This is a genomic window from Bradyrhizobium lablabi (genome assembly GCF_018129385.1).
Lineage (GTDB): Bacteria > Pseudomonadota > Alphaproteobacteria > Rhizobiales > Xanthobacteraceae > Bradyrhizobium > Bradyrhizobium lablabi_C.
On record NZ_JAFCLN010000001.1, the window covers coordinates 135,552 to 157,757 of the forward strand.

Genomic DNA, 22,206 nt, shown 5'->3' on the forward strand with positions numbered 1-22,206 from the left:
GGCGCGTCCCGGAATGACGGGAGAGTGATCGTTATTGCAGGGACGGTCGGACGAAATAGCTGGGCTCACCCCGTCTAACGGCCGCTATCCTCGCCTCAACAAATGCAGGGGAGAGAAACATGGGCCGAAAAATCGCCATCGTCGGAGCAGGGGCCGTCGGCGGGTACGCCGGTGCGCATATGGTGCAGGCGGGCGAAGATGTGACCTTCATCGATCCGTGGCCCGAGCACGTCGAGCACATGCGCGAGCACGGCCTGCGCGTCACGCATGCAAAGGACGTCGCCGAATTCTCGGTTCCCGTACGCGCGCTGCACATCACGGACGTGCAGCAGCTCGCAAAGGAAGCGCCGGTCGACATCGCCTTCGTGTGCATGAAGTCCTACGACACGGCCTGGGCCACCACCATGATCAAGCAGTATCTCGCACCGGACGGCTATGTCGTGTCGTTGCAGAACTGCATGAACGAGGAGACCATCGCCGGCATTGTCGGCTGGGGCAAGACGCTCGGCTGCATCGCCAGCAGCATCACGGTGAACCTGCCGGAGCCCGGTCACATCCACCGCGGCGCCGCCAAGCACGGCGCCGCGCACACCGTATTCCGCGCTGGCGAAGTGCACGGCCGCACGACACAGCGCGCAGAGGAAATCTGCCGGCTGGTCGGCTATGCCGACAGCGCCAAGGTAACCGAGAATCTCTGGGGCGAGCGCTGGTCAAAGCTGGTCGCCAACGTGATGGGCAACGGCCTTTCCGCCTGCACGGGCCTGACTGGCGGAGAGATGCTACAGAACGAGCCGATCCGCCGCTTCTCCACCCGTCTCGGCAGCGAAGCGATCCGCGTCGGGCAGGCGCACGGCTACCAACTGGAAGAGATCCTGCATCTGCCGCCCGAGACGATTGCGCGCGCCGGCGAAGGCGACGAGGCGGCGATGCATGTCTGTGACGAGCAGCGATTCAAGGACGGCAAGCGCACCGCCGCCGGGCAGCGGCCCTCGATGGGGCAGGACATGCAGAAGGGCCGGCGCACCGAGATCGAATTCCTCAACGGCCTTGTGGTGAAAGAGGGCGAGAAGGTCGGCCTCACATGCCGCGCCAACGCCGTGCTGACCGACATCGTCAAGCGCGTGGAACGCAAGGAACTAAGCCCGGACCCAAGGCACATCACGGAGCTGCGATTGAACTAAAGGCGCTTCGAAAATCATTCCGCCGGCGGGTTGGCCGACCGGTATTGCCGCCAGTTCGCAATGACAGCTTCGTACCTGACCGGTTTCCTGAAATCGGTGGCGGGCATTGGATCAGCTGCGATGGACGCCACCGGTGCCGCCTTCATGGCGCTGGCTACCCAGCGCGACTCCTTCAGGTAGTTGGCGATAAGGGCGAGCAGCAATCCGGCCAGAATTCCGCCCAGGATCGGTATGGCCCAGGCGCTGTGACCGACAGGATTGACATGATGGCGAATGAATTGCGGCATCCTTCGCTCCCAAATTGTACGGGATCGTTTGTAACCGCAAATGCGCTAGCGCACCGTGAAGTGGCTCACAATTTCGATCGGATATTAGCGACGTACAAACGGCGGGAACCGCGGCGGTCTCAATGCTTGAAATCGAGCCCGATGTCGAGAATGGCAACGCTATGGGTGAGCCAGCCGACCGAAATCAGGTCGACGCCGGCAGCGGCGATCTGCGGCGCGGTGGCCGGCGTGATGCGGCCGGACGCTTCGGTGACCGCGCGGCCCGCCACCATGTCGACCGCCTTGGCGAGCACATCGGGAGTCATATTGTCGAGTAGGACGGCGTCGACCCCGCAATCGAGCGCCTCCTTCAACTGGTCGAGCGTATCGACTTCCAGCTCGATCTTGACGAGATGGCCGACGCCGCCCTTGGCGCGCTTCAGCGCCTCGCTGACGCCGCCGGCGAGCGCGACATGGTTGTCCTTGATCAGCACGGCGTCGTCGAGGCCGAAGCGATGATTGCTGCCGCCGCCGACGCGGACGGCATATTTCTCGATCGCGCGCAGGCCCGGCGTCGTCTTGCGCGTGCAAACCACCTTTGCCTTGTGGTTGCCGATCGCAGCGGTGATCGAGGCCGTCGCGCTGGCGATGCCGCTCAACCGGCACAAAAAATTCAGCGCCACGCGCTCTGCCGTCAATATTCCGCGGGCGGGGCCCGAGATATCGGCGATCATATCGCCGGGCGCGAGCGCCGCGCCGTCGCCGCGCTCGACCCGCATCTCGATGGCGGGGTCGATCAGGTGGAAGGCCAGCCGTGCGAGATCGAGCCCGGCAACGACGCCCGCCTGGCGCGCGGCCAGCACTGTGGTAGTGCGGCGGTCGGGCGGAACGATGGCATCGGTGGTGAGATCGCCGGCCCGGCCGAGATCCTCGAGCAGGGCCATGCGAACCAGCGGTTCGATCATGATGGTGGGCAGGGAAGTGGTCATTGCGGTCCTCGATCAGATAGCAAGTTCAGGCACGCAATCCTGCGCCGCCTCGAGCGCTTCATGGATGCGCAGCGTGGAACGCCGTGCGAGATCGTGCTGGCCAGGAAAATCGGTGCGCGCATGCGCGCCGCGACTCTCTTCGCGCCGCAGGGCCGCGATCACGATCATCAGGCCGACAAGGGCGGGGTCGCTCGCGGCCTGCCGCGAGAGGGCGAGCGGCAGGAGAGAACCGGCCGCCGTGCGCAATCCATCTGCGTTACGCAACACGCCGGCCGCACGCGACAGGATAGCTCTAACCGCAGCCGCATCGCTGCCGGCGCCGGCGTTGGGCACCGGCGGCATTCGACGCGCGGTGGCGGTCGTCGCGGCGATGTCCCGCGCAACCCAGCCGGCACATACCGCCGCCTCGAGCAGCGAGTTGCTGGCGAGCCGGTTGGCGCCATGCAGGCCGGTGCAGGCGGCTTCGCCGCAGGCCCACAGACCATCGACCGAGCTGCGCCCGCTCAGGTCGACCAGAATGCCGCCCATGTGATAGTGCGCGGCCGGCCGCACCGGCATCGGCTGGGTGACGGGATCGATGCCGGATTGCCGGCACAGCGCCGTGATCGCGGGGAAGCGCCTTGCGAAGTCGAGCCCCTTCACATTGCGTGCATCGAGGAAGACGCGATGACCGCCTGCCGCGTGCTGCCAGATCGCACGCGCTACCACATCGCGCGGCGCAAGTTCGGCGCCGGGCACGTCGGCCATGAAGCGCTCGCCCTCCTCGTCGATCAGGATCGCGCCTTCGCCACGCACCGCTTCGCTCACGAGCTTCGATGGATAGGCGTTGTCGTCGAGGGCGGTCGGATGGAACTGAACGAATTCAAGGTCGCCCATGACGGCGCCGGCACGTGCCGCCAGCGCGAGGCCCTGACCGAACGATCCGGCAGGATTGGTGCTGTGCAGGAACAGACCGCCGATGCCGCCGGTCGCGATCACCACGCGGCCGGTCGCAAACAGGACCGGTCCGTGCTCGGTGTCGGCGAGCACTCCTCTCACCGCATTGTCTTCGACGACCAAGCGGCGCGCGGTGGCCCCCTCGATCACCGTAATCGAGGGCGTCTCGTAGACGCAGCGGGCAAGGGCACCGATGATGTCGCGGCCGGTGGCATCGCCGCCGGCATGCACGATGCGGCGGCGCGAATGCGCGGCCTCGAGGCCGAGAACGATCTCGCCGCTCGCATCCCGGTCGAAGGCGACGCCGAGCCGTACCAATTGGTTGATCGCGTCGGGCGCCGCGGCGGTGATCGCGGCCGCGACAGTCTCGTCGCACAGGCCGGCACCCGCAGCGAGCGTGTCGGCCAGGTGCAGCGAAGCATTGTCGTCCGCCCCGATGGCGGCGGCAATGCCGCCCTGTGCCAGCACGCTCGAAGCCTCAAGGCCCAGCGGCGCCCTGGTCAGCAGGACGACCGGCTGTGGCGCCAGTGCCAGCGCCGTCATCAGGCCCGCAAGGCCGCCGCCGATGATGACCGGCGCCCCGTCGATATCATGCAGTGTGGTCATTTGACGGCCAGCATCCGTTCGACCGCAAGGCGTGCCCGCGCCGCGACGCGTTCGTCGATGGTGACTTCGTGCTGCATCGTCTCCAGCGCATGGCGGATGTTGCCAAGCGTGATCTTCCGCATGTGCGGGCAGAGATTGCAGGGACGGATGAATTCGAGGTCGGGATGCTGAATCGCGACATTATCGCTCATCGAGCATTCGGTCAGCAGCACGACGCGGGGAGGGCGGCGCTTGTCGACGTAGGACGACATCGCTGCTGTCGAGCCCGCAAAGTCGGCCTCCGCCAAAACGTCCGGCGGGCATTCCGGGTGCGCCAGCACGACGATGCCGGGATGATTTTCGCGCAACTCGCGCACCTCCTGCGCCGTGAAGCGCTCGTGCACTTCGCAATGACCGGTCCAGGTGATCACTTTCACATGAGTCTGCGCGGCGATGTTTTGCGCCAGATATTCGTCCGGCAGCATGATCACGCGCTCAACGCCGAGCGATTCGATGATTTCCTTCGCGTTGCCCGAGGTGCAGCAGATATCGGACTCCGCCTTCACCGCGGCCGAGGTGTTCACGTAAGTCACGACCGGCACGCCGGGATGACTTTGCCGAAGCAGGCGCACGTCTTCCGGGGTGATCGATTCCGCGAGCGAACAGCCCGCGCCGAGGTCGGGTATCAGCACCGTCTTCGAGGGGTTGAGCAGTTTGGCGGTCTCGGCCATGAAGTGCACGCCGGCCAGCACGATGACATCGGCCTTCGCATTCATCGCTTCGCGGGCGAGCGCCAGGCTGTCGCCGACAATGTCGGCCACGCAGTGGAAGATCTCCGGCGTCTGATAATTGTGCGCAAGGATAACCGCGTTGCGGCGCTCCTTCAGCGCCATGATCGCATCGATATCGTCCGCGAAGGCGGGCCACTCGATCGCGGGGATCGCATGCCGTACCTTTGGGTAGCTTCGTTCGGATGGGCGCTCGAGAGTCGACAGCATGTTGATATACTCCAAGTGAGCATATCTTATACTGTTACTGAGTATAAGGCTTGTCAAGCCCCGGAAACGGGCAGTTTGGTTCCCGCAATGGCGCGTGCGGCAAACACCGCGCCGCGGAATCTGAAGAGTTTGGCCGGGCGCCCGCCGGTTTCCTGGCTCAATTCGCCCGTTTCCTCAACGAGTTCCTGTTGTTCAATCAGCCTTCGGAAATTCGGCTTGTGCACCGGCCGGCCCGCCAGCGCCTCGACGCAACGCTGTAGTTGCAACAATGTGAACGTATCCGGCATCAACTCGAACACGACCGGGTGATATTTGATCTTGGCGCGGAGGCGGGCGATGCCGGTTGCGAGGATCCGGCGGTGATCGAGGATCATGGATCTGCCGGTTGCAACCGGCGCGGACGCTTTAGCCAGCGCGGAGGACGCCCCGCGCTTCGCCTCCGCAATCAATCCCGCTTCGTACAACAACTCGTAGCGTTGCAGGATCAGTTCCTCGTTCCATTCGTGATCGTCAAAACCGAACAGCATCGCCGCGCGCTGGCGCCGGTTGCGCCGCTCCGCGCGATCTTCCGTGTTCGTCGCCCACGCTGCAAGACCACGCTTGAGCTCATCGATCTGCGGCGGCACGCCCACGCGATGGTCTTCCCACGGAAAATAGTCATACCAGCCGCGCCAGCTCGCGACATATTCGCCGGCGGCCGGCTGCTCGCGCGTCAGGCCGAGATAGCTGATCGAGATCACGTGTTGCGCCGTGACGCCGGCTCGATCGCTATCGGCAAAGGTGTAGAGCTGCTCGACATAGCCGAGGGGAAGTCGCGTCTGCCGCTCGACCCAGGCCCGCAGCCCCGATTGCAGCGAGCGATGGGCGATTTGGAACGGTCCGGAGGGCAGAGCACGCTCGTCCTGGATCGTCAGCACGCGTGGATCGCCATCGGTCACGGCCACCAGCACCGCGATCAGATCGGCGGCGACGTCATGCTCGGACTGAGGCGTTGTCGTGTTCATCTCGGTTCCGGATGTCATATCAGACATTTAACGCCAGTGCTTGATTCGCTGAAATGGCCCCGTCGGAAAAAGGATGAGGACGGCGCAGCCAGTGTCCGGCCGCATGTGCGGCGGAACATGCCAGCCTTGATAATTTCCCGGCTCGCGTATGTGATGGCCGCAACGATCCGTTCATTTCCGCGAGTGCCCTCATGACTGCCGTCAATCCCTTCCGCATCTCGGTCTCCGACGGCGTGCTCACTGACTTGAAATCGCGGTTGCGCAATACCCGCTGGCCGGAAGCGGAACTGGTCGACGACTGGAGCCAGGGCGCGCCGCTAGCATGGATCAAGGAGGTCTGCCGCTACTGGGCGGAGGAGTATGACTGGCGTCGACGCGAGGCGCTGCTTAACCGCTTCCCACAGTTCACCACAGAAATAGACGGACTCGGCATTCACTTCCTGCATGTGCGCTCGCCGCATCCGAACGCGATGCCGCTGATCATCACCCATGGCTGGCCGGGATCGATAGTCGAATTCCACAAGGTGATCGAGCCGCTGGCCGATCCGGTCAAGTACGGCGGCAGCGCGGCCGATGCGTTTCATGTGGTCTGCCCGTCGCTGCCCGGCTTCGGCTTTTCGGCCAAGCCGACCGCGACGGGCTGGGGCGTCGGCCGCATCGCGTCCGCGTGGGCCGTTTTGATGGATCGCCTCGGCTATTCGCGCTACGGCGCGCAAGGCGGCGACTGGGGCTCGGCGGTCACGACGGCGATCGGCGCGCTGGACGCTGAACATTGCGCCGGCATTCACATCACGCTGGCCATGTCGTCGCGGCCGAATGTCGAGGGACAGCCGACTCCGGAAGAAGAGCGCGCGCTCAACGGCATCAAGTATTACGCCGATTGGGATTCCGGCTATTCGAAGCAGCAATCGACACGGCCGCAGACGCTGGGCTATGGGCTGACGGATTCGCCGAGCGGGCAGGCGGCATGGATCCTGGAAAAATTCTGGGCCTGGACCGACTGCGACGGGCGTCCGGAAAGCGTGCTCTCCCGTGACGAATTGCTCGACAATGTCATGCTGTACTGGGTGACCGCGACCGCGGCATCGTCCGCGCGGCTCTATTGGGAGAGTTTTTCACCCAAGCGCCGCCCTGTGCTCAAGGTCAACGTGCCGACGGGCGTTGCCGTCTTCCCGAAAGAGATCGTCACGCCGGTGCGCAAATGGATGGAGCCGAATTTTACCGACATCCGGCACTGGAAGGAGATGCCGAAGGGCGGCCACTTTGCCGCGTTCGAGCAGCCCGATCTGTTCGTCGCGGAGGTGCGGGAATATTTTGGGATGTTGCGTTGAGTGGCTAGCGGTGCGGTCAGGAATCGCATGACGCCCTGCGGCCCGCACGAATTGACATCGCGGGCTGGCGGGCGGCAAATGCCGCCAAACGGATACTCTCAGAGGGAACACCATGGGCGAGGCGCTGATCATCGATGCATGCAGGACGCCGCGGGGCATTGGCAAGGCCGGCAAGGGCGGGCTATCAGGCATTCATCCGCAGCAGTTGGGTGCCACCGTGCTGCGAGCGCTGGCCGAGCGCACCGGCATCAACACCGCGGATGTCGACGACATCGTCTGGGGGTGCAGCGCGCAGGTCGCAACCCAGGGGGGCGATCTCGGACGCATGTCGGCACTTGATGCCGGCTACGACGTGCGCGCGAGCGCCGTGACGCTCGACCGCTTCTGCGGTTCGGGCATCACGAGCGTGAACATGGCCGCCAATTCCATCATGGCTGGCTCCGAAGATCTCGTGATCGCGGGCGGCACCGAGATGATGTCGATGGAAGGTCGCCGCGGCAGCAGCCCTATGATGATGGATTCAGGCAACCTTCGCCTTCGCGCCAGGCATCCGCAATCGCATCAGGGCGTCTGTGCCGATGCGATCGCGACCATGGAAGGCATTTCGCGGGAGGACGTCGACGCGCTTGGCCTGGAGAGCCAGAAGCGCGCCGATGCCGCGATCAAGGGCGGCCACTTCAAGAAGAGCCTGGTGCCCGTCTATCGCGAGGACGGCAGCCTCGCGCTCGATCGTGAGGAATATCCACGGCCGCAGACCACGATGGAAGCGCTTTCGCAGCTCAAGCCCGCATTCCCGGCCATTGCCGACTACGCGCTCGACGACAAGGGCACCACCTATCGCAAACTGATCCTCGACAAATATCCCGACCTCGACATCAACTTCGTGCATCACGCCGGCAATTCCTCCGGTGTGGTCGACGGCTCGGCGGCGATCCTGCTGGCATCGGCCGATTACGCAAAGAAGCACGGCTTGAAGCCGCGCGCCCGCGTGGTCGCGATGGCTAACATGGGGGACTCGCCGACGCTGATGCTGAACGCACCGGTGCCGGCAACGCGCAAGGTTCTGGCGAAGGCCGGGCTCACGACCGACGACATCGACCTGTTCGAGATCAATGAAGCCTTTGCCGTGGTCGCCGAAAAATACATCCGCGACCTCAAGCTCGACCGCGACAAGGTCAACGTCAATGGCGGCTCGATCGCCCTCGGTCATCCCATCGGCGCGACCGGCTCGATCCTGATCGGCACCATCCTCGATGAACTGGAACGGCGCGCCCTCAAGCGCGGGCTGGTGACGATGTGCGCTGCCGGCGGCATGGCGCCGGCGATCATCATCGAGCGGATCTGAATTATCGGCCGCTCACGCGGCCGGAAACTCGAGCTCGAACGCGGCGCCCTTCTCAGTCGGCAACAGCCGGATCGAGCCGCCATGGCTGGTCATGACGGCCTGCACGATGGCCAGCCCCATGCCGGTGCCGCCGGTGTCGCGGCGGGTGGTGAAGAACGCGTCAAAGATCTTGTCGCGGTTGGATTCGGAGATCGGATCGCCGTCATTGCTGACGAGCATGCGGATGCCGCCGTCATGGCTCTCCGCCTCCAGCCGCACATTCCTGGCGTTGTGACGCACGGCATTGTCGGCAAGATGCGACAGCACGATCAGCGCCTTCTCGCCGGACATGCCGATCGAGCGATCGAGGCACCCGCTGGCGGTGATGGTGCGGGTCGGGAAGCGGCTCTTCAGGCTGCTGACAACGCTGCCAAGCTCGGTCTGCTCGTTCTGCGGCGCAGATTCCGCGCGCGCCAGCTCGCGCAGCCGCTGCGTCATCGCATCGAGCCGCTCGGCATCGCCGAGGATATTGGAGACAAAATTCTTCTGCTCCATCCGCGTCAGCGTATCCGTCTTGCTCTGAAGCGACTCCAGCAACAATTCGGCAGCGCCCTTGATCGACGTGAGTGGTGACTTCAATTCGTGCGTCAGATGCGACGAGAAGGTCGCGATATAATCGGAGCGCCGCGACAGTTGCTGCGCCATATCGAGAAAGCTGCGCCCGAGCTGGGCGAATTCGCGCGTGCCGTAATGCGCCAGCGGGTGGAACGCATTGCGGTCGCCGCGGCTGATGCGTTCGGCGCGACTCACCAGTTCGTGCATCGGGCGGGTGATGGTTCGGATGAAGACCAGCCCGATGATGACGGTGGCCGCGATCACCGTCAGCGCCGCCAGCAGGAATTTGCCGCGCTCCTGATAGAGATGGTCGAAGATGTTGCTCGGAGTCCGCGAGGTATAGATCACGCCGGCCACGTGGTTGTCGACGATGACCGGCATCGCCGAAAACACGTGCATGCCGACACCGCGGCTGATGGAATAGATCGGCGGTGGCGTCTTGTCCGGCTTGCGGATGCGGAGCGCGGCGCGGTACTGCCCCTTCAGCGCCGCCGCGACCTCCTCGATATGGGCAAGCGATTGTCCGACCTCCTGCCGCCCGGCGATCACGACGCCGTTGGGATCGAGGATACGAAAACCCGCCAGCGTGACCTTCTGCGTCTCGAACATGATCGGCGCCAGCCGCGCGCCGATCTCGACATAGGCGGGATCGGCCGGCGCGTTCGCCGTGCGTGCGTCGGGCCGGCGCATCAGAAGATCGTTGCCGGCAAGATCGAGCGCCGGGCGGATCGGCGCGACCTTGTCCTCGTCGGTGCGAGCCTCCGGCGGAATCTCGGCGCCCAGCGTAATGCCGCCGGCGCGCCGGCTCTCGACCTCGCGCGCGAATACGGCGGCCAGCACCTTGCTCTGCGCGATCAGTTCCGCCTGGGTCTGGTGGATGAGCTGGTTGTCATAGACGCGGAAGAAGAACAGCCCGATCAGCGGCAGCGCTGCGACGACTGCCAGCGACGTAAAAATGATCAGCCCGACCGTAGGCCGCCACTTCTCGCGCCTCGGCGCCTCGTTCATGCCTGCGGCTCGCAGCGGCCGAGCTTGAAGCCGACGCCGTGAATGGTCTCGATCACGTTGTCGCAATTCACCGCGGCAAGCTTGGCGCGGATGTTGCGGATATGGCTGTCGATGGTGCGGTCGGAAACCTGAATGTTGAGCTGATAGGCGGCGGCCATGATCTGCTCGCGGCTGAAGACGGCAGCCGGTCGCGCCAGGAACGCGCGCAGGATGCCGAATTCGATGGCGGTGAGCCGCAGCGGCGTGCCCGCAAAGGCCGCGACATGCTGCTCCGGATCGACCGAGAGCCTGCCTTGCGCCAGCGGCCCCGACGCGGCCTTCTCCAGCCCGCGCGCAATCGCGCGGCGCAGGATCACGTTGACGCGCGCGACCAACTCGCGCGGGCTGAACGGCTTGGTGACGTAATCGTCGCCCCCGATCTCGAGCCCGAGCACGCGGTCGATCTCCTCGTCGCGCGCCGACAGGAAGAGGATCGGCACGTCGGAAGATTTGCGGATTTCCCGGCAGACGTCGAGGCCGTCGAATTCCGGCATGCCGATATCGAGCACGATCAGGTCGGGCCGGTCGGCGGCAAAACGCGTCAGCGCCTCCTTGCCGTCGCGCGCCTCGAACACGGTCATGTCGGCTTTTCGGAGCGCGACCCGGATGACCTCGCGGATGTGAAGGTCATCGTCGACGATGAGGATACGGTGCGTCAAATCCCTCTCCGGAAGACGGTTGCGCTTAGCTCGCGGGCACTTGTTGCTGCTCCCGTGTGGCAATGTAGCGTTGCAGCCGCCAGCTTCGAAAGCTCCATGCGCGCCATGAGTTCATGTCCTGCTGGAGCCTTTCTACAAGGCAATTGCGGTGCGAAACAAGGCTTGGGTCGGCGACGTACCGTAGCTGAAGCGCCTTGTCGATGGCGGGTAACGCTTGCGGCCCGAGAAGGGTCAGATAGTGCATGTCGACCGAAACGCCCTTGCCGCCGGCCTGGCGGCTGTGACTGACGTTATAGTTGGCCATGATCGCAGCGAAGTTCACCAAAGAGCAAATATACAGCGTGCCGAACAGGGTGATGAGGTTGGCGCGAATCAGCCATTCGTCGGAATAGCGCAGGGCGATGCGGACGACGATCAGCACCAGCCCGACGGCGACCAGCAGCATCCAGATGAAGGCGGCGATCCGCCAATAGGTTAGCAGGTAGGTCTGCACATAGAGGTCGAGACGCAGCATCGACGAGATCACCAGCATGACGTTCTGCGCCACCCAGAGATAGACCAGCGGCCGGATCACCGGAGACTGCTCGGCCGGACCACCCGGCCTCATGGCGATCAGCACGAAGCCCGCGGCCAGCAGCGCGGTAACGATCAGGGGATAGGCCCCGCGGTGGGCATAGGCGGCATAGGTGATGTCGGCGGGCAGCGCGGCGTTGCCCCAGAGATAGATGACGTCGAGGATGGTCTGAACCGCAAACAGCAGATTGAACAGAATGAGCGAGCGCAGGATCGTGGCTGTGCCGAAAAAATCGACAAGATTTCCATCGCTCCGCGTACTGCTCTCCTCGGCAACGGGTTCGATCGCGGCAGCAGGCGTCACCGCCTTGCGCCGCCATCTCACCTGAATGAACGGCCAGACGACCGACAGCATGGCGATCCAGAACAGCATTCGCGTAAGGTTCACCTGTGAGGCCGCATTGCCGGGATTGAGCAGCGCGAACCATTTTTCGATCAGCGGATTGGCGGAGGCGAACAGCGCCACGAATACGGCACCGAGCACGACCGGGACGAACCAGACCGCAAAACCGGTGGCGACCGCCGGCATGCTGACGGAGCCGGCCACATCGCGGATCAGGCGGAATGGGCCGAACAGGAGCAACTCGCGCAGCGCGCGGGTCCGGTCGGCCAGACCATACAGGCCCGGATTGGTTCCGATCGAGACCGCCACGCCGAGCGCGAGCACGAGGAGGGCCAGCGAGAGCAGATTGAGTTCCTCGATCGCGGGAATGATTCCGGCGACCGCGATGACGACAGCGAGCAAGGAGCGGCGGCTACTGGAAGCCGCACGATTGGCCAGCAGCGAGCATCCCATCAGGACGACCGCAAAGAGCGCGAGCGATATGCCGATCCGCTCGTTGTAGAACAGCCAGTCGGCAAGCGCTGCAAGACCAAGCGTGACGGCGAGCCTGGGTGCAAGCAGACTGGTCTGAACAGGGCGAACGTCGGGTATCGGCGGAGCGATGCTCGGCATCTTGGCTTTACCTCTGTGAATATGGCTGGGAATGGCAATCGGCGCCAATGCAGGACTCTCGCAGAGCCACCATCCGTCATTGGCTAGTCGTGTGGGGACAGGCATTTCGTCGTCGTCTTGTGGTGTGCAGACGGACTATGGACAGCGTTCGTGCAATTGTTGGCAGCGATGTCTGCAGGAGTTCAGGAATGTTATGCAGATTTCGTGCAGACGCGCGGATGCGTCTGGCGCGGCGGTTTTGCGTTTGATACGGCGATTGAACCGCTCGCTGTCGAGCGCGCATTCATGGTCGCATCAATCAGATGATCAACCGCATCGGCATCGCCGCACTCTGGCTCCTGGGACTGCTGTTTGTTTTCGTCGGTATCAACAAGAACGATCCATATCTGGTCGCGCTGCGCGGCACCGGGAACGTCGCGCTCGTCATAGCCGGCATTGCCGTTGTGGCCGTTTTGATACGGCGCGGACACTGGCGCAGGGGCATCTTCGCAAAGCTGCTTGTCCTGCTGTGGTGCCTCGCACCGTTATCGATGCTTGGCGCACATGTCGCGTTTGAAGCCCGCAAGCGGGACGTCCTGCAAACCGAGACTGCGCAGGCGCATGCGCTGGGGCGGCACTTTGTCGTGGGATACTCTTCCTTCGATGAGGTTGCGCTTCTCGCCGAGAAAGGCCTGATCGCCGGCATTTATGTTAGCCGGCGCAACCTGTCGCGCGGCAGGGCCGAAGGATTGAAGGCAGAGATATCGGCGCTTCAGGAACGGCGGCGCCGCGCCAATCTTCCGCCGCTGACCGTTGCCGCCGATCAGGAGGGCGGCATCGTCTCGCATCTGTCACCGGCGCTCTCCAGGCTGCCGGCGCTCGCGACACTGGCCGGTCTGGAGCCGGATGCCCGGGCGCAACAAGCCGAAGAGTTCGGCCGCATCCACGGCCGCGAGCTCGCATCGCTCGGCATCACCACCAACTTTGCGCCGGTGCTCGATCTGCGGCCGGAGACCAAGCGCAACCGCCTCGACTTCCATACCCTGATCGGTCAGCGCGCGATCTCGGCCGATCCGGCGGAAGTCGCCGCCGTCGCGCTGCCCTATGTGCGCGGCCTTGAAGCCTCGGGCGTCGGCGCGACCGTCAAGCATTTTCCAGGGCTTGGCCGTGTGCATGACGACACCCATCATTTCAGCGCCGATCTGGATACGCCGCTGAAGGAGCTGGAGGCGTCGGACTGGCGTCCGTTCAGGGAAGTGCTCGCCGGCTCGAAGGCTCAGCTCATGGTCGGGCATGTCACGCTAACGGCCGCCGATCCGGACCGCCCGGCGTCGCATTCCAAGCGCGTGGTCGACGGGATCATCCGCCAGAAATGGAAGTACGACGGCCTCGTCATCACCGACGATCTGGTGATGGGCGCGATCTATCAGCGCGACGTCTGCACCGCTGTTGTCGAGGCGCTCAATGCCGGCGTGGATCTGCTGCTGGTGGCCTATGACGGCGCCCAGTTCTACCGCGTCTTTGCCTGCGCCTCCGCCGGGCTCCGGAAAGGACAACTGGATGCCGGCATGTTGCGTGCCAGCGACGCGCGGCTGAAACGGGCACAGCGCCCATTAACGATTGCGGGACGATAGGGCCGGGCGGCCATGTTGGCCTCATGCCTTGATCGCCAGTGGGTAACCTATACATTGGCAATGCACCCGGCCTTGAAACAGGCCTCTCGCTGGCCGGGGCGGGGAAGCGCATGCCAGGAAATGGCCGCAAGAGCGACGTGATCAGCTTTGCCTCCGGGCGGGGAGCGGACGGCCATGCGGCGATGGTAGCCCGGGCGAAGGCGCTGATTCCAAGACTGCGCGAACGTGCCTCGAAGACCGAAGAACTGCGATGCCTGCCGCCTGAAACCGAGCGCGATTTGCATGATGCCGGCTTGTTCCGGATCGTGCAGCCCAAGCGCGTCGGCGGTTCCGAACTGGACTATGTCGCGCTGGTCGACTGCGCCGATGCGCTGGGGCAGGCGGATGCGTCCGTGGCGTGGAATTTCGCCAATCTCGCCAGCCATCACTGGATGCTCGGCATGTTCGATCCGCGCGCGCAGGACGCGGTATGGAAGAAGGACGCGGATGCGCTGATCGCATCGTCCTTTATCTTCCCGGCCGGACGCGCCAGGAAGACCGATGGCGGCTATATCTTGCACGGCCACTGGCCGTTCTCGTCCGGCGTCGGCTCGAGCGAGTGGAACATGCTGGCGGGCGTCGTCGCCAGCGACGATGAAGCCGACGGCGTGGAGTACCGGCTCTTCCTGCTGCACCGGAACGATTACAGAATCAGCGACACCTGGAACGCGACAGGCCTGTGCGGGACCGGATCGAACGACGTCAAGGTCGAGAACGCGTTCGTCGCGGAATACATGTCGGTCGCGATCAGCGATCTCACGGGTGGACCGACGCCGGGCAGCGTCGTCAATCCGAATGCGCTTTACGCGCTGCCGGTGTTTTCGCTGTTTCCCTATGTGCTGTCGGGCGTCGGCCTTGGCAATGCGCAGGCCTGCCTCGACGATTATGTCGAGATCGCGCGGCATCGTGCCTCCACCTATAACCGCGCAAAGCTCGGCGACATGCAGACCACCCAGATCAAGATCGCGGAAGCCTCCGCCAAGATCGACGCGGCGCGCCTTGTGATGCGCACCAACTGCATCGATGCCATGACGGATGCGCGGCGCGGCCATATTCCCGATATCGCGGCCAAGACGAGGCTGCGGCGGGACGGCGCCTTTTCCGTTAACCTGTGCACCGAGGCTGTCTCGCTGCTGTTCACGGCCAGCGGCGCGCGCAGCCTGTTCACGTCGGGTACGCTACAGCGGCAATTCCGCGACGCCCACGCCGTCAACTCACACCTCGCGTTCAATTTCGATGCGGCGGGGACCAATTACGGCCGCGTGGCGCTCGGCCTGCCTTCCGAAAACCTGACACTCTGAGGCCGCCGGTGTCCGACGTTCACAAACATCCCGCCGATCCGGCCAATGAACTTGCCAGCGACAATTCGGTGATCGACCCGCGCGATTTCCGCAATGCGCTCGGCACGTTCGGCACCGGCGTCACCATCGTCACCGCGATGTCGGGCGACGGCAAGCCATATGGCGTCACCTGCAACTCCTTTGCCTCGGTGTCGCTGAACCCGCCGCTGGTGCTGTGGAGCCTCGGCATGTTCTCGCAAGGTTTGACCATCTTCCAGAACGCCAGCCATTTTGCCGTGAACGTGCTCGATGCGTCGCAGCAGGCGCTGGCGCTGCAATTCGCAAAATCGTCTGGCGAAAAATTCAATGGCGTGGAATGGACGCCGGGGCTCGGCAATGCGCCCGTCATCGCCGGCTGTGTCGCCAATTTCCAGTGCCGCGCGGCCAACCGCTATTACGGCGGCGACCATGTGATCTTCCTCGGCGCGGTCGAGGCCTATGCCTACAACAAGCGGGAGCCGTTGCTGTTCGCGCGCGGCGGCTTTGGGCGTTTCACGGCCGATGAGGGCAAGTAGCGCGCTACCTCGCCGTCTCGGCGCGGTACCGTCGCCGATCTCGCATGGTCATCAGCGCGCTGCCGTCACGGCCGATGTAGATCGGGCTTGACAAACTACGTGTTTTACGTATATGTGCATATCCGTGAATTACGCAGTGATCTGCGGTGCATACCGTCGCCCGACTTCATTCCTTTGACCGCGCCGCCAACGATGCGGGACTTTCGGAGGGCGAGATTGACGCTATCGTCGATTTCTTGGCCGAAAATCCCGATGCAGGTGACGAAATGGCGGGCACGGGCGGCTGCCGGAAATTCCGGTGGGCCGGCCGGGGTAAAGGCAAGCGCGGCGGCTATCGAACAATTACGTTCTACTCGGGCCAACGGATGCCAGTCTTTCTGATTACTGTCTTTGGCAAGGGCGAGAAGTCCAATCTCACGACGAAGGAGTGCGGACAGCTTAAAGCCCTGACAAAGCAGATCGTGCAAGAATACCGCAAGAGAGTTACCCCGCTGCAACAAGGAAGATCGGTATGAGCAAGAAGGCATTCGACAAGATCGCGGCCGGCCTCACCGAGGCTCTGGAAGTCGTACGTGGCAATGCGAAGCCCAGCAAGCTTTATGTTCCGGCGGATATCGACGTCCGCGCCATTCGTCAAAAGCTAAAGCTGTCTCAGGATGGCTTTGCTGCGGAGTTCGGCTTTACGATCAATCAAATTCGGGATTGGGAGCAGGGCCGCACAAATCCGCACGGTAGCAGCCGCGCCTATCTCATGGTCATCCAACACAATCCTAAAGCTGTACTGGATGTCCTGCGGCGCCCCACAAAGTCGAAGAAGGCGGCATAGGAACGCGCGTTCTTACACTGCACGGCAGCCGCCGCTGTCTGTGTGCGGCGTTTCGGCAAGTTCATCCCCGGCAACGCCAAGTAGGGCGGCTAGTTCTTCGACATTTCGTCGCGGTACCAGTCGCCGATTTCGCTGGCGGTCATCAGCGCGACGCCATCGTGGCCGATGACGTAGTCGAGCAGTGCTTCCAGATATTTGATCCGGTGCGGCACGCCGGTGATGTAAGGGTGGATCGATATCGCCATCACCCGCACGTTGCTTTCGCCTTCGAGTTAGAGCCGGTCGAACTGGTCAGCTTCGGCGGTCGATCTGCGCCTGATAGGAGATGCGATCGGAAAGAGCCATCACGGACTACTCGGCCGCCTTGGCGCGCTCGGACGTGCCGGCGTTGATGAGCGGCATGACCTTTTCCGCCATCATGATCATCGACTGCCGGCCGAGTTCGCGATCTTTCCAGTCCTTGCCGGCATAGAGCAGTGTGCCGAACGTTCCGACCTCTTGCTGAAACGCCAAAAGCTGATCCGCGACACTATCCGGCGTGCCATGGATGATCAGCCGGTCGCAGATCGACTCCAGTGTCACTTCGTCGTCGGGCTGGTCGCGGCGGGTCTTGAACAATTCCAGGCGGCCGCCCCGCTTCAGCTTGGTCAACAGCGAGCGGTAATAATAGACGTAAGGCCCGTCCGGATCGGTGGCGTAGGCCTTGGCGGTCGCGGCGTCCCTGGCCACAAACACGCTCTTGGCGATGCGCCAGTTCGCAGGATCGGCGGCGCGGCCGGCGCGCTCGCAGCCCTCGACATATTTTGGCCAATGGCTTTTCACCCAGGCCGGCATCAAAAAGTTTGCCGAGATCGGATCCCAGCCGCGCGCGGCGGCTTCCGTTATGCCCCTGGAGAACGGTGCGACCGCCGTCACGACGATCGGCGGATGCGGGCGCTGCAAGGGCTGCCCGATAATGCCCTGGCCGATGTCCTCGATCAGGGTCTTCTGCGTCGTGATGTTCCAGTATTCGCCTTCCAGATTATAGGGAGGCTTGCCGTCCCAGATCGCCAGCACCTGGTTGATTGCTTCCAGGAACATCGCATTGCGGTCGGCATCGAGATTGCCGAATATTTCGGCATCCGACAGCAGGCCGCCGGGGCTGATGCCGAAGATCAGCCGCCCGTCGAGCATATGGTCCAGCATCGCTATGGAGGCGGCCACCGCTGCCGGGTGGCTGTTCGGCATGTTGACCGTGCCGGTCCCGAGCCTGATCTGTTTGGTGGCGGCGGCGAGCCAGGCGATGAAGGCGACGCAGGAGGTGATATTTTCGGCTTTGTCGGTGACGTGCTCGCCGACATAACCCTCCGAAAACCCCAGTTCATCCGCGAGCAGGAACGCTTCCCGGTCCTCCCGCAGGGATTGCCGCCAATCCTTCTCGACAGGATGGATCGGCATCGTGAAGAAACCGAGTTTCATGGTCTGCACCTCCCCAAGGGCAGTCTCTCGCAGTCTTTTTGGTTGGCAGGCAAAGTGCGTCGTCAGGCGTCCCGTGACAAGTCCAAAAGTCGAAAGGCCTGCAAAAGCAATGCGCTTGACCTTTAAAATGGGCCACCGTCTAATCCTGCCAAAGTATAAGAACCGGGCCGGGGAGGGCTCGCCCGAATGAAGGCTGCGGCTTTCGCCTATGCGCGCGCCACCAGCGTGGCCAATGCGCTGGATTTGCTCGCCGCGCACGGCGACCGGGCCAAGGTGCTGTCGGGCGGCCAGAGCCTGATGCCGGCGATGAATCTGCGCCTCATTTCTCCGGAACTGATCGTCGATATCGGCGAGCTCACCGAGTTGCGCGGCATCACGGTGCGCGGCGATGTGCTCGTGATCGGCGCGTTGACGCGGCATGTCGAGCTTCTGAAATCGCCCGATATCGCAGCGCACGCGCCGTTGCTCGTCGATGCGGTGGCGCATGTTGCGCATCCCGCGATCCGAAACCGCGGGACCCTCGGCGGCAGCCTTGCGCACGCCGATCCGGCCTCGGAATTGCCGGCCTGCATGCTGGCGCTGGATGCAACGATCATTGTTCGCGGCCCCGGCGGCGAGCGGCGGATCGCTGCGGAAGAATTTTTCACCGGCATCTATGAGACCGCGCTCGCGCCGCAGGAGCTCTTGGTCGCGATTGAGCTGCCGGTGGCGAAAAAAGGCTCCGTGCACTTCTTCCACGAGTTTGCGCGCCGGCACGGCGACTACGCCATCGCCGGCCTCGCGGCACAGGCGAGCATCGACGGCGGCAGATTTGCCGGCCTTCGCCTCGGCTTCTTTGCGGTGGGCGACAGACCTCTGCTGGCGAATGCCGCGACCCGATTGACGGGCGTCGAGGTTTCGGCGGCGGTGCTCACTGAAGCTTGCGCTGCGCTGGACGCAGAGCTCGACCCGCAGGAGGACCAGCAGGCCTCGCCCGAGATGCGCCGGCATCTCGCAAGGGTGCTTCTGAAGCGCGGGGTGGCCGCTCTGCTCGGCCGTCCCGAACTTGGCGCGGGGGCAACCACGTGACGGCTGCCATGCCCATCTCACTTCAGGTCAATGGCGAGCGCGTCGAGGCGAATGTGTTGCCGCGCGTCAATCTGGCCGACTTTCTGCGGGAGCACCTGAAGCTGACCGGCACGCATGTCGGGTGCGAGCATGGGGTCTGCGGCGCCTGTACGGTGCGGGTGAATGGCGAGATCGTGCGGTCCTGCCTGATGCTGGCGGTGCAGACGAACGGGACGTCGGTCGAGACGATCGAAGGGATATCCGACTCAGGTGAGATCGCCGATCTGCAAGCGGCGTTCCGCGACCGCAATGCGCTGCAATGCGGCTTCTGCACGCCGGGAATGCTGATGGCGGCGCAGGATCTGCTGCAACAGAAGCGTGAACCCGGCCGCGACGAAATCCGCGAGCACCTCTCCGGCAATTACTGCCGCTGCACCGGCTATCAGGCCATCATCGACGCGGTGGAGAGTACGGCGCGGGCTCGGATGGGGCGAACGCCATGACATCGGTCCGCGTCAACCCCGATGCGCTCTCGGTGCTGGACCGGCCGAACTCCTATATCGGCAAGACGGTGCCGCGGCCCAATCTCGAGCGGTTGCTACAGGGGCGCGGCCTCTATGTCAGCGACATTGAGCTGCCGCGGATGGCGCATGTCGTGTTCCTGCGCTCGCCGCATGCGCATGCGAAGATTGTCGGTATCGATGCAGCTCAAGCCAGGGCGATGCCCGGCGTGATCGCGATCGTGACGGGGCAGGAACTTGCCGCAGTTATCACGCCTTGGGTCGGCGTGCTCTCGCACCTGAAGGGCCTGAAATCGGCACCGCAAAGCGCGATTGCGATCGATCGCGTCTGCTGGCAGGGCGAGGCGGTCGCGGCCATCGTGGCAACGAGCCGGGCGGCGGCGGAGGATGCAGCCGAGCACGTCGCGGTCGAATACGAAGAGCTGGAAGCGGTGACGGATATGCGTACCGCGCTCGATCCGGCGACATCAGTCATTCACGCTTCGCTCGGCGACAATCTGGCGTTCGAACGCGTTCACGTGGCGGGGGAGGTCGATCAGGCCTTTGCCGATTCCGACGAGGTGGTCGAAACCGAGTTCATCTTCGGCCGCCATACCGGCGTGACGCTGGAGCCGCGGTCTGTGGTTGCCGACTGGAATGCGGCCGAAGCGCGGCTGACGATCTATCAGGGCACGCAGGCGCCGCATATGGTGCAGAACATCGTCGCGCTGCATCTGGGTTTGCGGGAGGCGCAGGTCCGCGTGGTCTGCAAGGACGTCGGCGGCTCCTTCGGCATCAAGGTGCACATCTACGCCGACGAGATGGCGACTTACGCGCTGTCAAAATTGCTGCGGCGGCCGATCAAATTCGTCGCCGACCGGGTCGAGAGCTTTAATACCGACATCCATGCCCGCGATCACCGCTGTAGGGGCAAGATCGGCGTCAAGCGCGACGGGACGATCACCGCGTTCGAGATCGACGACCTCACCGGCATCGGACCCTATTCGATGTATCCGCGCACCAGCGCGATCGAGGCTAACCAGGTCGTCAATCTCGTCGGCGGTCCCTACACCAGCAAGAATTATCGGGCGCGGGCGCGCGTGGTGTTCCAGAACAAGAACGTAATGTGCCAGTACCGCGCGGTCGGCCATCCCATTGCGTGCTCGGTGACGGAAGGGCTGGTCGATCTCGCCGCGATGAAGATTGGCATGGATCCCCTGGAAATCCGCCGCCGCAACCTGATTGCCGACGACGCCTATCCTTGCGGATCGCCATCCGGACTGCGGTTCGAGAAATTGTCGCACCACGCTTCGCTCGCGAAGCTGGTCAAGATGATGGACTACGATGCCTTGCGTGCCGAACAGGCAGCTTTACGCAAGAAGGGCATCCATCGCGGCATCGGTATTGCCAGCTTCATCGAGGTCACCAATCCCAGTGCGGCCTTCTATGGCGTTGGCGGCGCCAAGATATCGTCGCAGGATGGCGTCGCGGTGCGGCTGGATGCGCAGGGTTCGGTGATCTGCGCGACCAGCATTACGGAGCAAGGGCAGGGCTCGGAATCCCTCACGGCGCAAATTGTGGGCAGCGTCCTCGGCGTTTCCACAGATCGCGTGCGCGTCATCCTCGGCGACACCGACATGACACCGTATGGCGGCGGCACCTGGGCCTCGCGCGGCGCCGGCATCGGCGGCGAGGCGGCGCTACAGGCGACAAAGATCCTGCGGAAGAACATCCTCGATGTCGCGGCCGTTATCCTGCAATCGACGCCGGACGAACTCGACATCGCCAACAATGCAGTCGTCAATGCCAGCGACGGCGCGCCGCGGATCGAGCTCAACGAGCTTGCCCGCGTCGTCTATTTCCGGCCCGATACGCTGCCGCCGGGCATCCAGCCGGAATTGATGGCGACAAAGCACTTTGTGCCGCGCGAATATCCCTTTGCCTTCACCAATGGCGTTCAGGCGTCCTGGCTCGAGGTCGATACCGAGACCGGCTTCATCAGGCTGCTCAAGCACTGGGTGGTGGAGGATTGCGGCACCATCATCAACCCGCAACTGGTCGATGAGCAGATCAGGGGCGGGGTGGTGCAGGGGCTGGGTGCGGCGCTGTTCGAAAGGTGCATCTATGACGAGCGTGGGCAACTGACCAACGCCAACATGGCCGACTACCTGGTCCCGATGTCAGGGGAAATGCCCGATATCGACGTCGGCCATGTGGTGTCGCCCACGTTGGAATCCGAACTGGGAGCGAAGGGCGCGGGCGAGGCTGGTACCGCTGGGGCTGCCGCCGCAGTGAGCAATGCAGTTAACGATGCACTGCAACCGTTCGGCGTGACCATCACCGAGATTCCACTAACGCCACAAGTTGTCCTGACAGCCTTGGGGCGAGTCTGAAGAGGAGGCGCT

The 22,206-nt window shown here is 63.8% G+C and carries 21 protein-coding genes; 11 read left to right on the forward strand and 10 right to left on the reverse strand.

Features of this window, described 5'->3' with window-relative positions:
* Positions 1 to 119: 119 nt before the first annotated feature.
* On the forward strand, positions 120 to 1,181 hold the full coding sequence (locus tag JQ628_RS00645; protein WP_212217650.1) for a ketopantoate reductase family protein: 1,062 nt from the start codon (positions 120 to 122) through the stop codon (positions 1,179 to 1,181).
* Between the two features lie 14 nt (positions 1,182 to 1,195).
* Here the strand turns inward: JQ628_RS00645 and JQ628_RS00650 are convergent, their stop codons facing one another.
* The 5 genes from JQ628_RS00650 to JQ628_RS00670 form a co-directional block, all read right to left on the reverse strand.
* Positions 1,196 to 1,468: a hypothetical protein gene (locus JQ628_RS00650; RefSeq protein ID WP_212217653.1), complete on the reverse strand. Its 273-nt coding sequence runs from the start codon at positions 1,466 to 1,468 to the stop codon at positions 1,196 to 1,198.
* A gap of 119 nt (positions 1,469 to 1,587) precedes the next feature.
* Positions 1,588 to 2,436, reverse strand: a complete 849-nt coding sequence (gene nadC, locus JQ628_RS00655) for a carboxylating nicotinate-nucleotide diphosphorylase (RefSeq protein WP_212217655.1) — start codon at positions 2,434 to 2,436, stop codon at positions 1,588 to 1,590.
* Positions 2,437 to 2,448: 12 nt separating this feature from the next.
* Complete coding sequence (locus tag JQ628_RS00660; protein WP_212217658.1) at positions 2,449 to 3,978, reverse strand: L-aspartate oxidase; 1,530 nt, start codon at positions 3,976 to 3,978, stop codon at positions 2,449 to 2,451.
* Entirely contained in the window at positions 3,975 to 4,955 is a 981-nt protein-coding gene (gene nadA / locus JQ628_RS00665; RefSeq protein ID WP_212217661.1) for a quinolinate synthase NadA, read from the reverse strand. The genes JQ628_RS00660 and nadA overlap by 4 nt, the downstream gene beginning before the upstream one ends.
* Before the next feature lie 53 nt (positions 4,956 to 5,008).
* The gene (locus JQ628_RS00670; RefSeq protein WP_433996090.1) at positions 5,009 to 5,986 is read right to left on the reverse strand and encodes an NUDIX hydrolase; all 978 of its coding nucleotides are present in this window, start codon (positions 5,984 to 5,986) and stop codon (positions 5,009 to 5,011) included.
* Between the two features lie 164 nt (positions 5,987 to 6,150).
* Here JQ628_RS00670 and JQ628_RS00675 point away from each other — a divergent pair, with 164 nt between their 5' ends.
* Positions 6,151 to 7,290 carry an epoxide hydrolase family protein gene (locus JQ628_RS00675; protein ID WP_212217666.1) on the forward strand — a complete coding sequence of 380 codons (1,140 nt, stop codon included), beginning with the start codon at positions 6,151 to 6,153 and terminating at the stop codon, positions 7,288 to 7,290.
* A gap of 112 nt (positions 7,291 to 7,402) precedes the next feature.
* Positions 7,403 to 8,635, forward strand: a complete 1,233-nt coding sequence (locus tag JQ628_RS00680; protein WP_212217669.1) for an acetyl-CoA C-acetyltransferase — start codon at positions 7,403 to 7,405, stop codon at positions 8,633 to 8,635.
* 12 nt (positions 8,636 to 8,647) lie between these two features.
* Here the strand turns inward: JQ628_RS00680 and JQ628_RS00685 are convergent, their stop codons facing one another.
* Genes JQ628_RS00685 through JQ628_RS00695 form a run of 3 tightly spaced genes read right to left on the reverse strand, consistent with a single transcriptional unit; the run spans position 8,648 to position 12,463 of the window.
* A complete protein-coding gene (locus JQ628_RS00685) occupies positions 8,648 to 10,237 on the reverse strand; it encodes an ATP-binding protein (RefSeq protein ID WP_212217671.1) in 1,590 nt (529 codons plus the stop codon).
* On the reverse strand, positions 10,234 to 10,935 hold the full coding sequence (locus JQ628_RS00690; RefSeq protein ID WP_212217673.1) for a response regulator transcription factor: 702 nt from the start codon (positions 10,933 to 10,935) through the stop codon (positions 10,234 to 10,236). The genes JQ628_RS00685 and JQ628_RS00690 overlap by 4 nt, the downstream gene beginning before the upstream one ends.
* Positions 10,936 to 10,960: 25 nt before the next feature.
* The gene (locus JQ628_RS00695; protein ID WP_212217675.1) at positions 10,961 to 12,463 is read right to left on the reverse strand and encodes a DUF4153 domain-containing protein; all 1,503 of its coding nucleotides are present in this window, start codon (positions 12,461 to 12,463) and stop codon (positions 10,961 to 10,963) included.
* A gap of 302 nt (positions 12,464 to 12,765) precedes the next feature.
* Here JQ628_RS00695 and JQ628_RS00700 point away from each other — a divergent pair, with 302 nt between their 5' ends.
* The 5 genes from JQ628_RS00700 (at position 12,766) to nadS (ending at position 16,796) form a co-directional block, all read left to right on the forward strand.
* Positions 12,766 to 14,076, forward strand: coding sequence for a glycoside hydrolase family 3 protein (locus JQ628_RS00700; protein ID WP_212217677.1), 1,311 nt, complete (start codon positions 12,766 to 12,768; stop codon positions 14,074 to 14,076).
* Positions 14,077 to 14,186: 110 nt separating this feature from the next.
* Positions 14,187 to 15,416, forward strand: a complete 1,230-nt coding sequence (locus JQ628_RS00705; protein ID WP_433996091.1) for an acyl-CoA dehydrogenase family protein — start codon at positions 14,187 to 14,189, stop codon at positions 15,414 to 15,416.
* Positions 15,417 to 15,424: 8 nt separating this feature from the next.
* The gene (locus JQ628_RS00710) at positions 15,425 to 15,970 is read left to right on the forward strand and encodes a flavin reductase family protein (RefSeq protein WP_212217679.1); all 546 of its coding nucleotides are present in this window, start codon (positions 15,425 to 15,427) and stop codon (positions 15,968 to 15,970) included.
* A gap of 146 nt (positions 15,971 to 16,116) precedes the next feature.
* Positions 16,117 to 16,485 carry a type II toxin-antitoxin system RelE/ParE family toxin gene (locus JQ628_RS00715; protein ID WP_212217681.1) on the forward strand — a complete coding sequence of 123 codons (369 nt, stop codon included), beginning with the start codon at positions 16,117 to 16,119 and terminating at the stop codon, positions 16,483 to 16,485.
* Positions 16,482 to 16,796 (forward strand): NadS family protein, encoded by a 315-nt coding sequence (gene nadS, locus JQ628_RS00720; RefSeq protein ID WP_212217684.1) that lies wholly within the window; start codon positions 16,482 to 16,484, stop codon positions 16,794 to 16,796. Before JQ628_RS00715 ends, nadS begins: the two co-directional genes overlap by 4 nt.
* Positions 16,797 to 16,885: 89 nt before the next feature.
* Here nadS and JQ628_RS00725 read toward each other — a convergent pair whose 3' ends face one another.
* Positions 16,886 to 17,041: a hypothetical protein gene (locus JQ628_RS00725; RefSeq protein ID WP_249127382.1), complete on the reverse strand. Its 156-nt coding sequence runs from the start codon at positions 17,039 to 17,041 to the stop codon at positions 16,886 to 16,888.
* 106 nt (positions 17,042 to 17,147) lie between these two features.
* Positions 17,148 to 18,254, reverse strand: a complete 1,107-nt coding sequence (locus JQ628_RS00730) for an LLM class flavin-dependent oxidoreductase (RefSeq protein WP_212217686.1) — start codon at positions 18,252 to 18,254, stop codon at positions 17,148 to 17,150.
* Between the two features lie 186 nt (positions 18,255 to 18,440).
* Here JQ628_RS00730 and JQ628_RS00735 point away from each other — a divergent pair, with 186 nt between their 5' ends.
* Genes JQ628_RS00735 through JQ628_RS00745 form a run of 3 tightly spaced genes read left to right on the forward strand, consistent with a single transcriptional unit; the run spans position 18,441 to position 22,194 of the window.
* On the forward strand, positions 18,441 to 19,322 hold the full coding sequence (locus JQ628_RS00735) for an FAD binding domain-containing protein (RefSeq protein ID WP_212217689.1): 882 nt from the start codon (positions 18,441 to 18,443) through the stop codon (positions 19,320 to 19,322).
* On the forward strand, positions 19,319 to 19,804 hold the full coding sequence (locus tag JQ628_RS00740) for a (2Fe-2S)-binding protein (protein ID WP_349628001.1): 486 nt from the start codon (positions 19,319 to 19,321) through the stop codon (positions 19,802 to 19,804). The genes JQ628_RS00735 and JQ628_RS00740 overlap by 4 nt, the downstream gene beginning before the upstream one ends.
* The gene (locus tag JQ628_RS00745) at positions 19,801 to 22,194 is read left to right on the forward strand and encodes a xanthine dehydrogenase family protein molybdopterin-binding subunit (RefSeq protein ID WP_212217691.1); all 2,394 of its coding nucleotides are present in this window, start codon (positions 19,801 to 19,803) and stop codon (positions 22,192 to 22,194) included. Before JQ628_RS00740 ends, JQ628_RS00745 begins: the two co-directional genes overlap by 4 nt.
* The last annotated feature ends 12 nt before the right edge of the window (positions 22,195 to 22,206 follow it).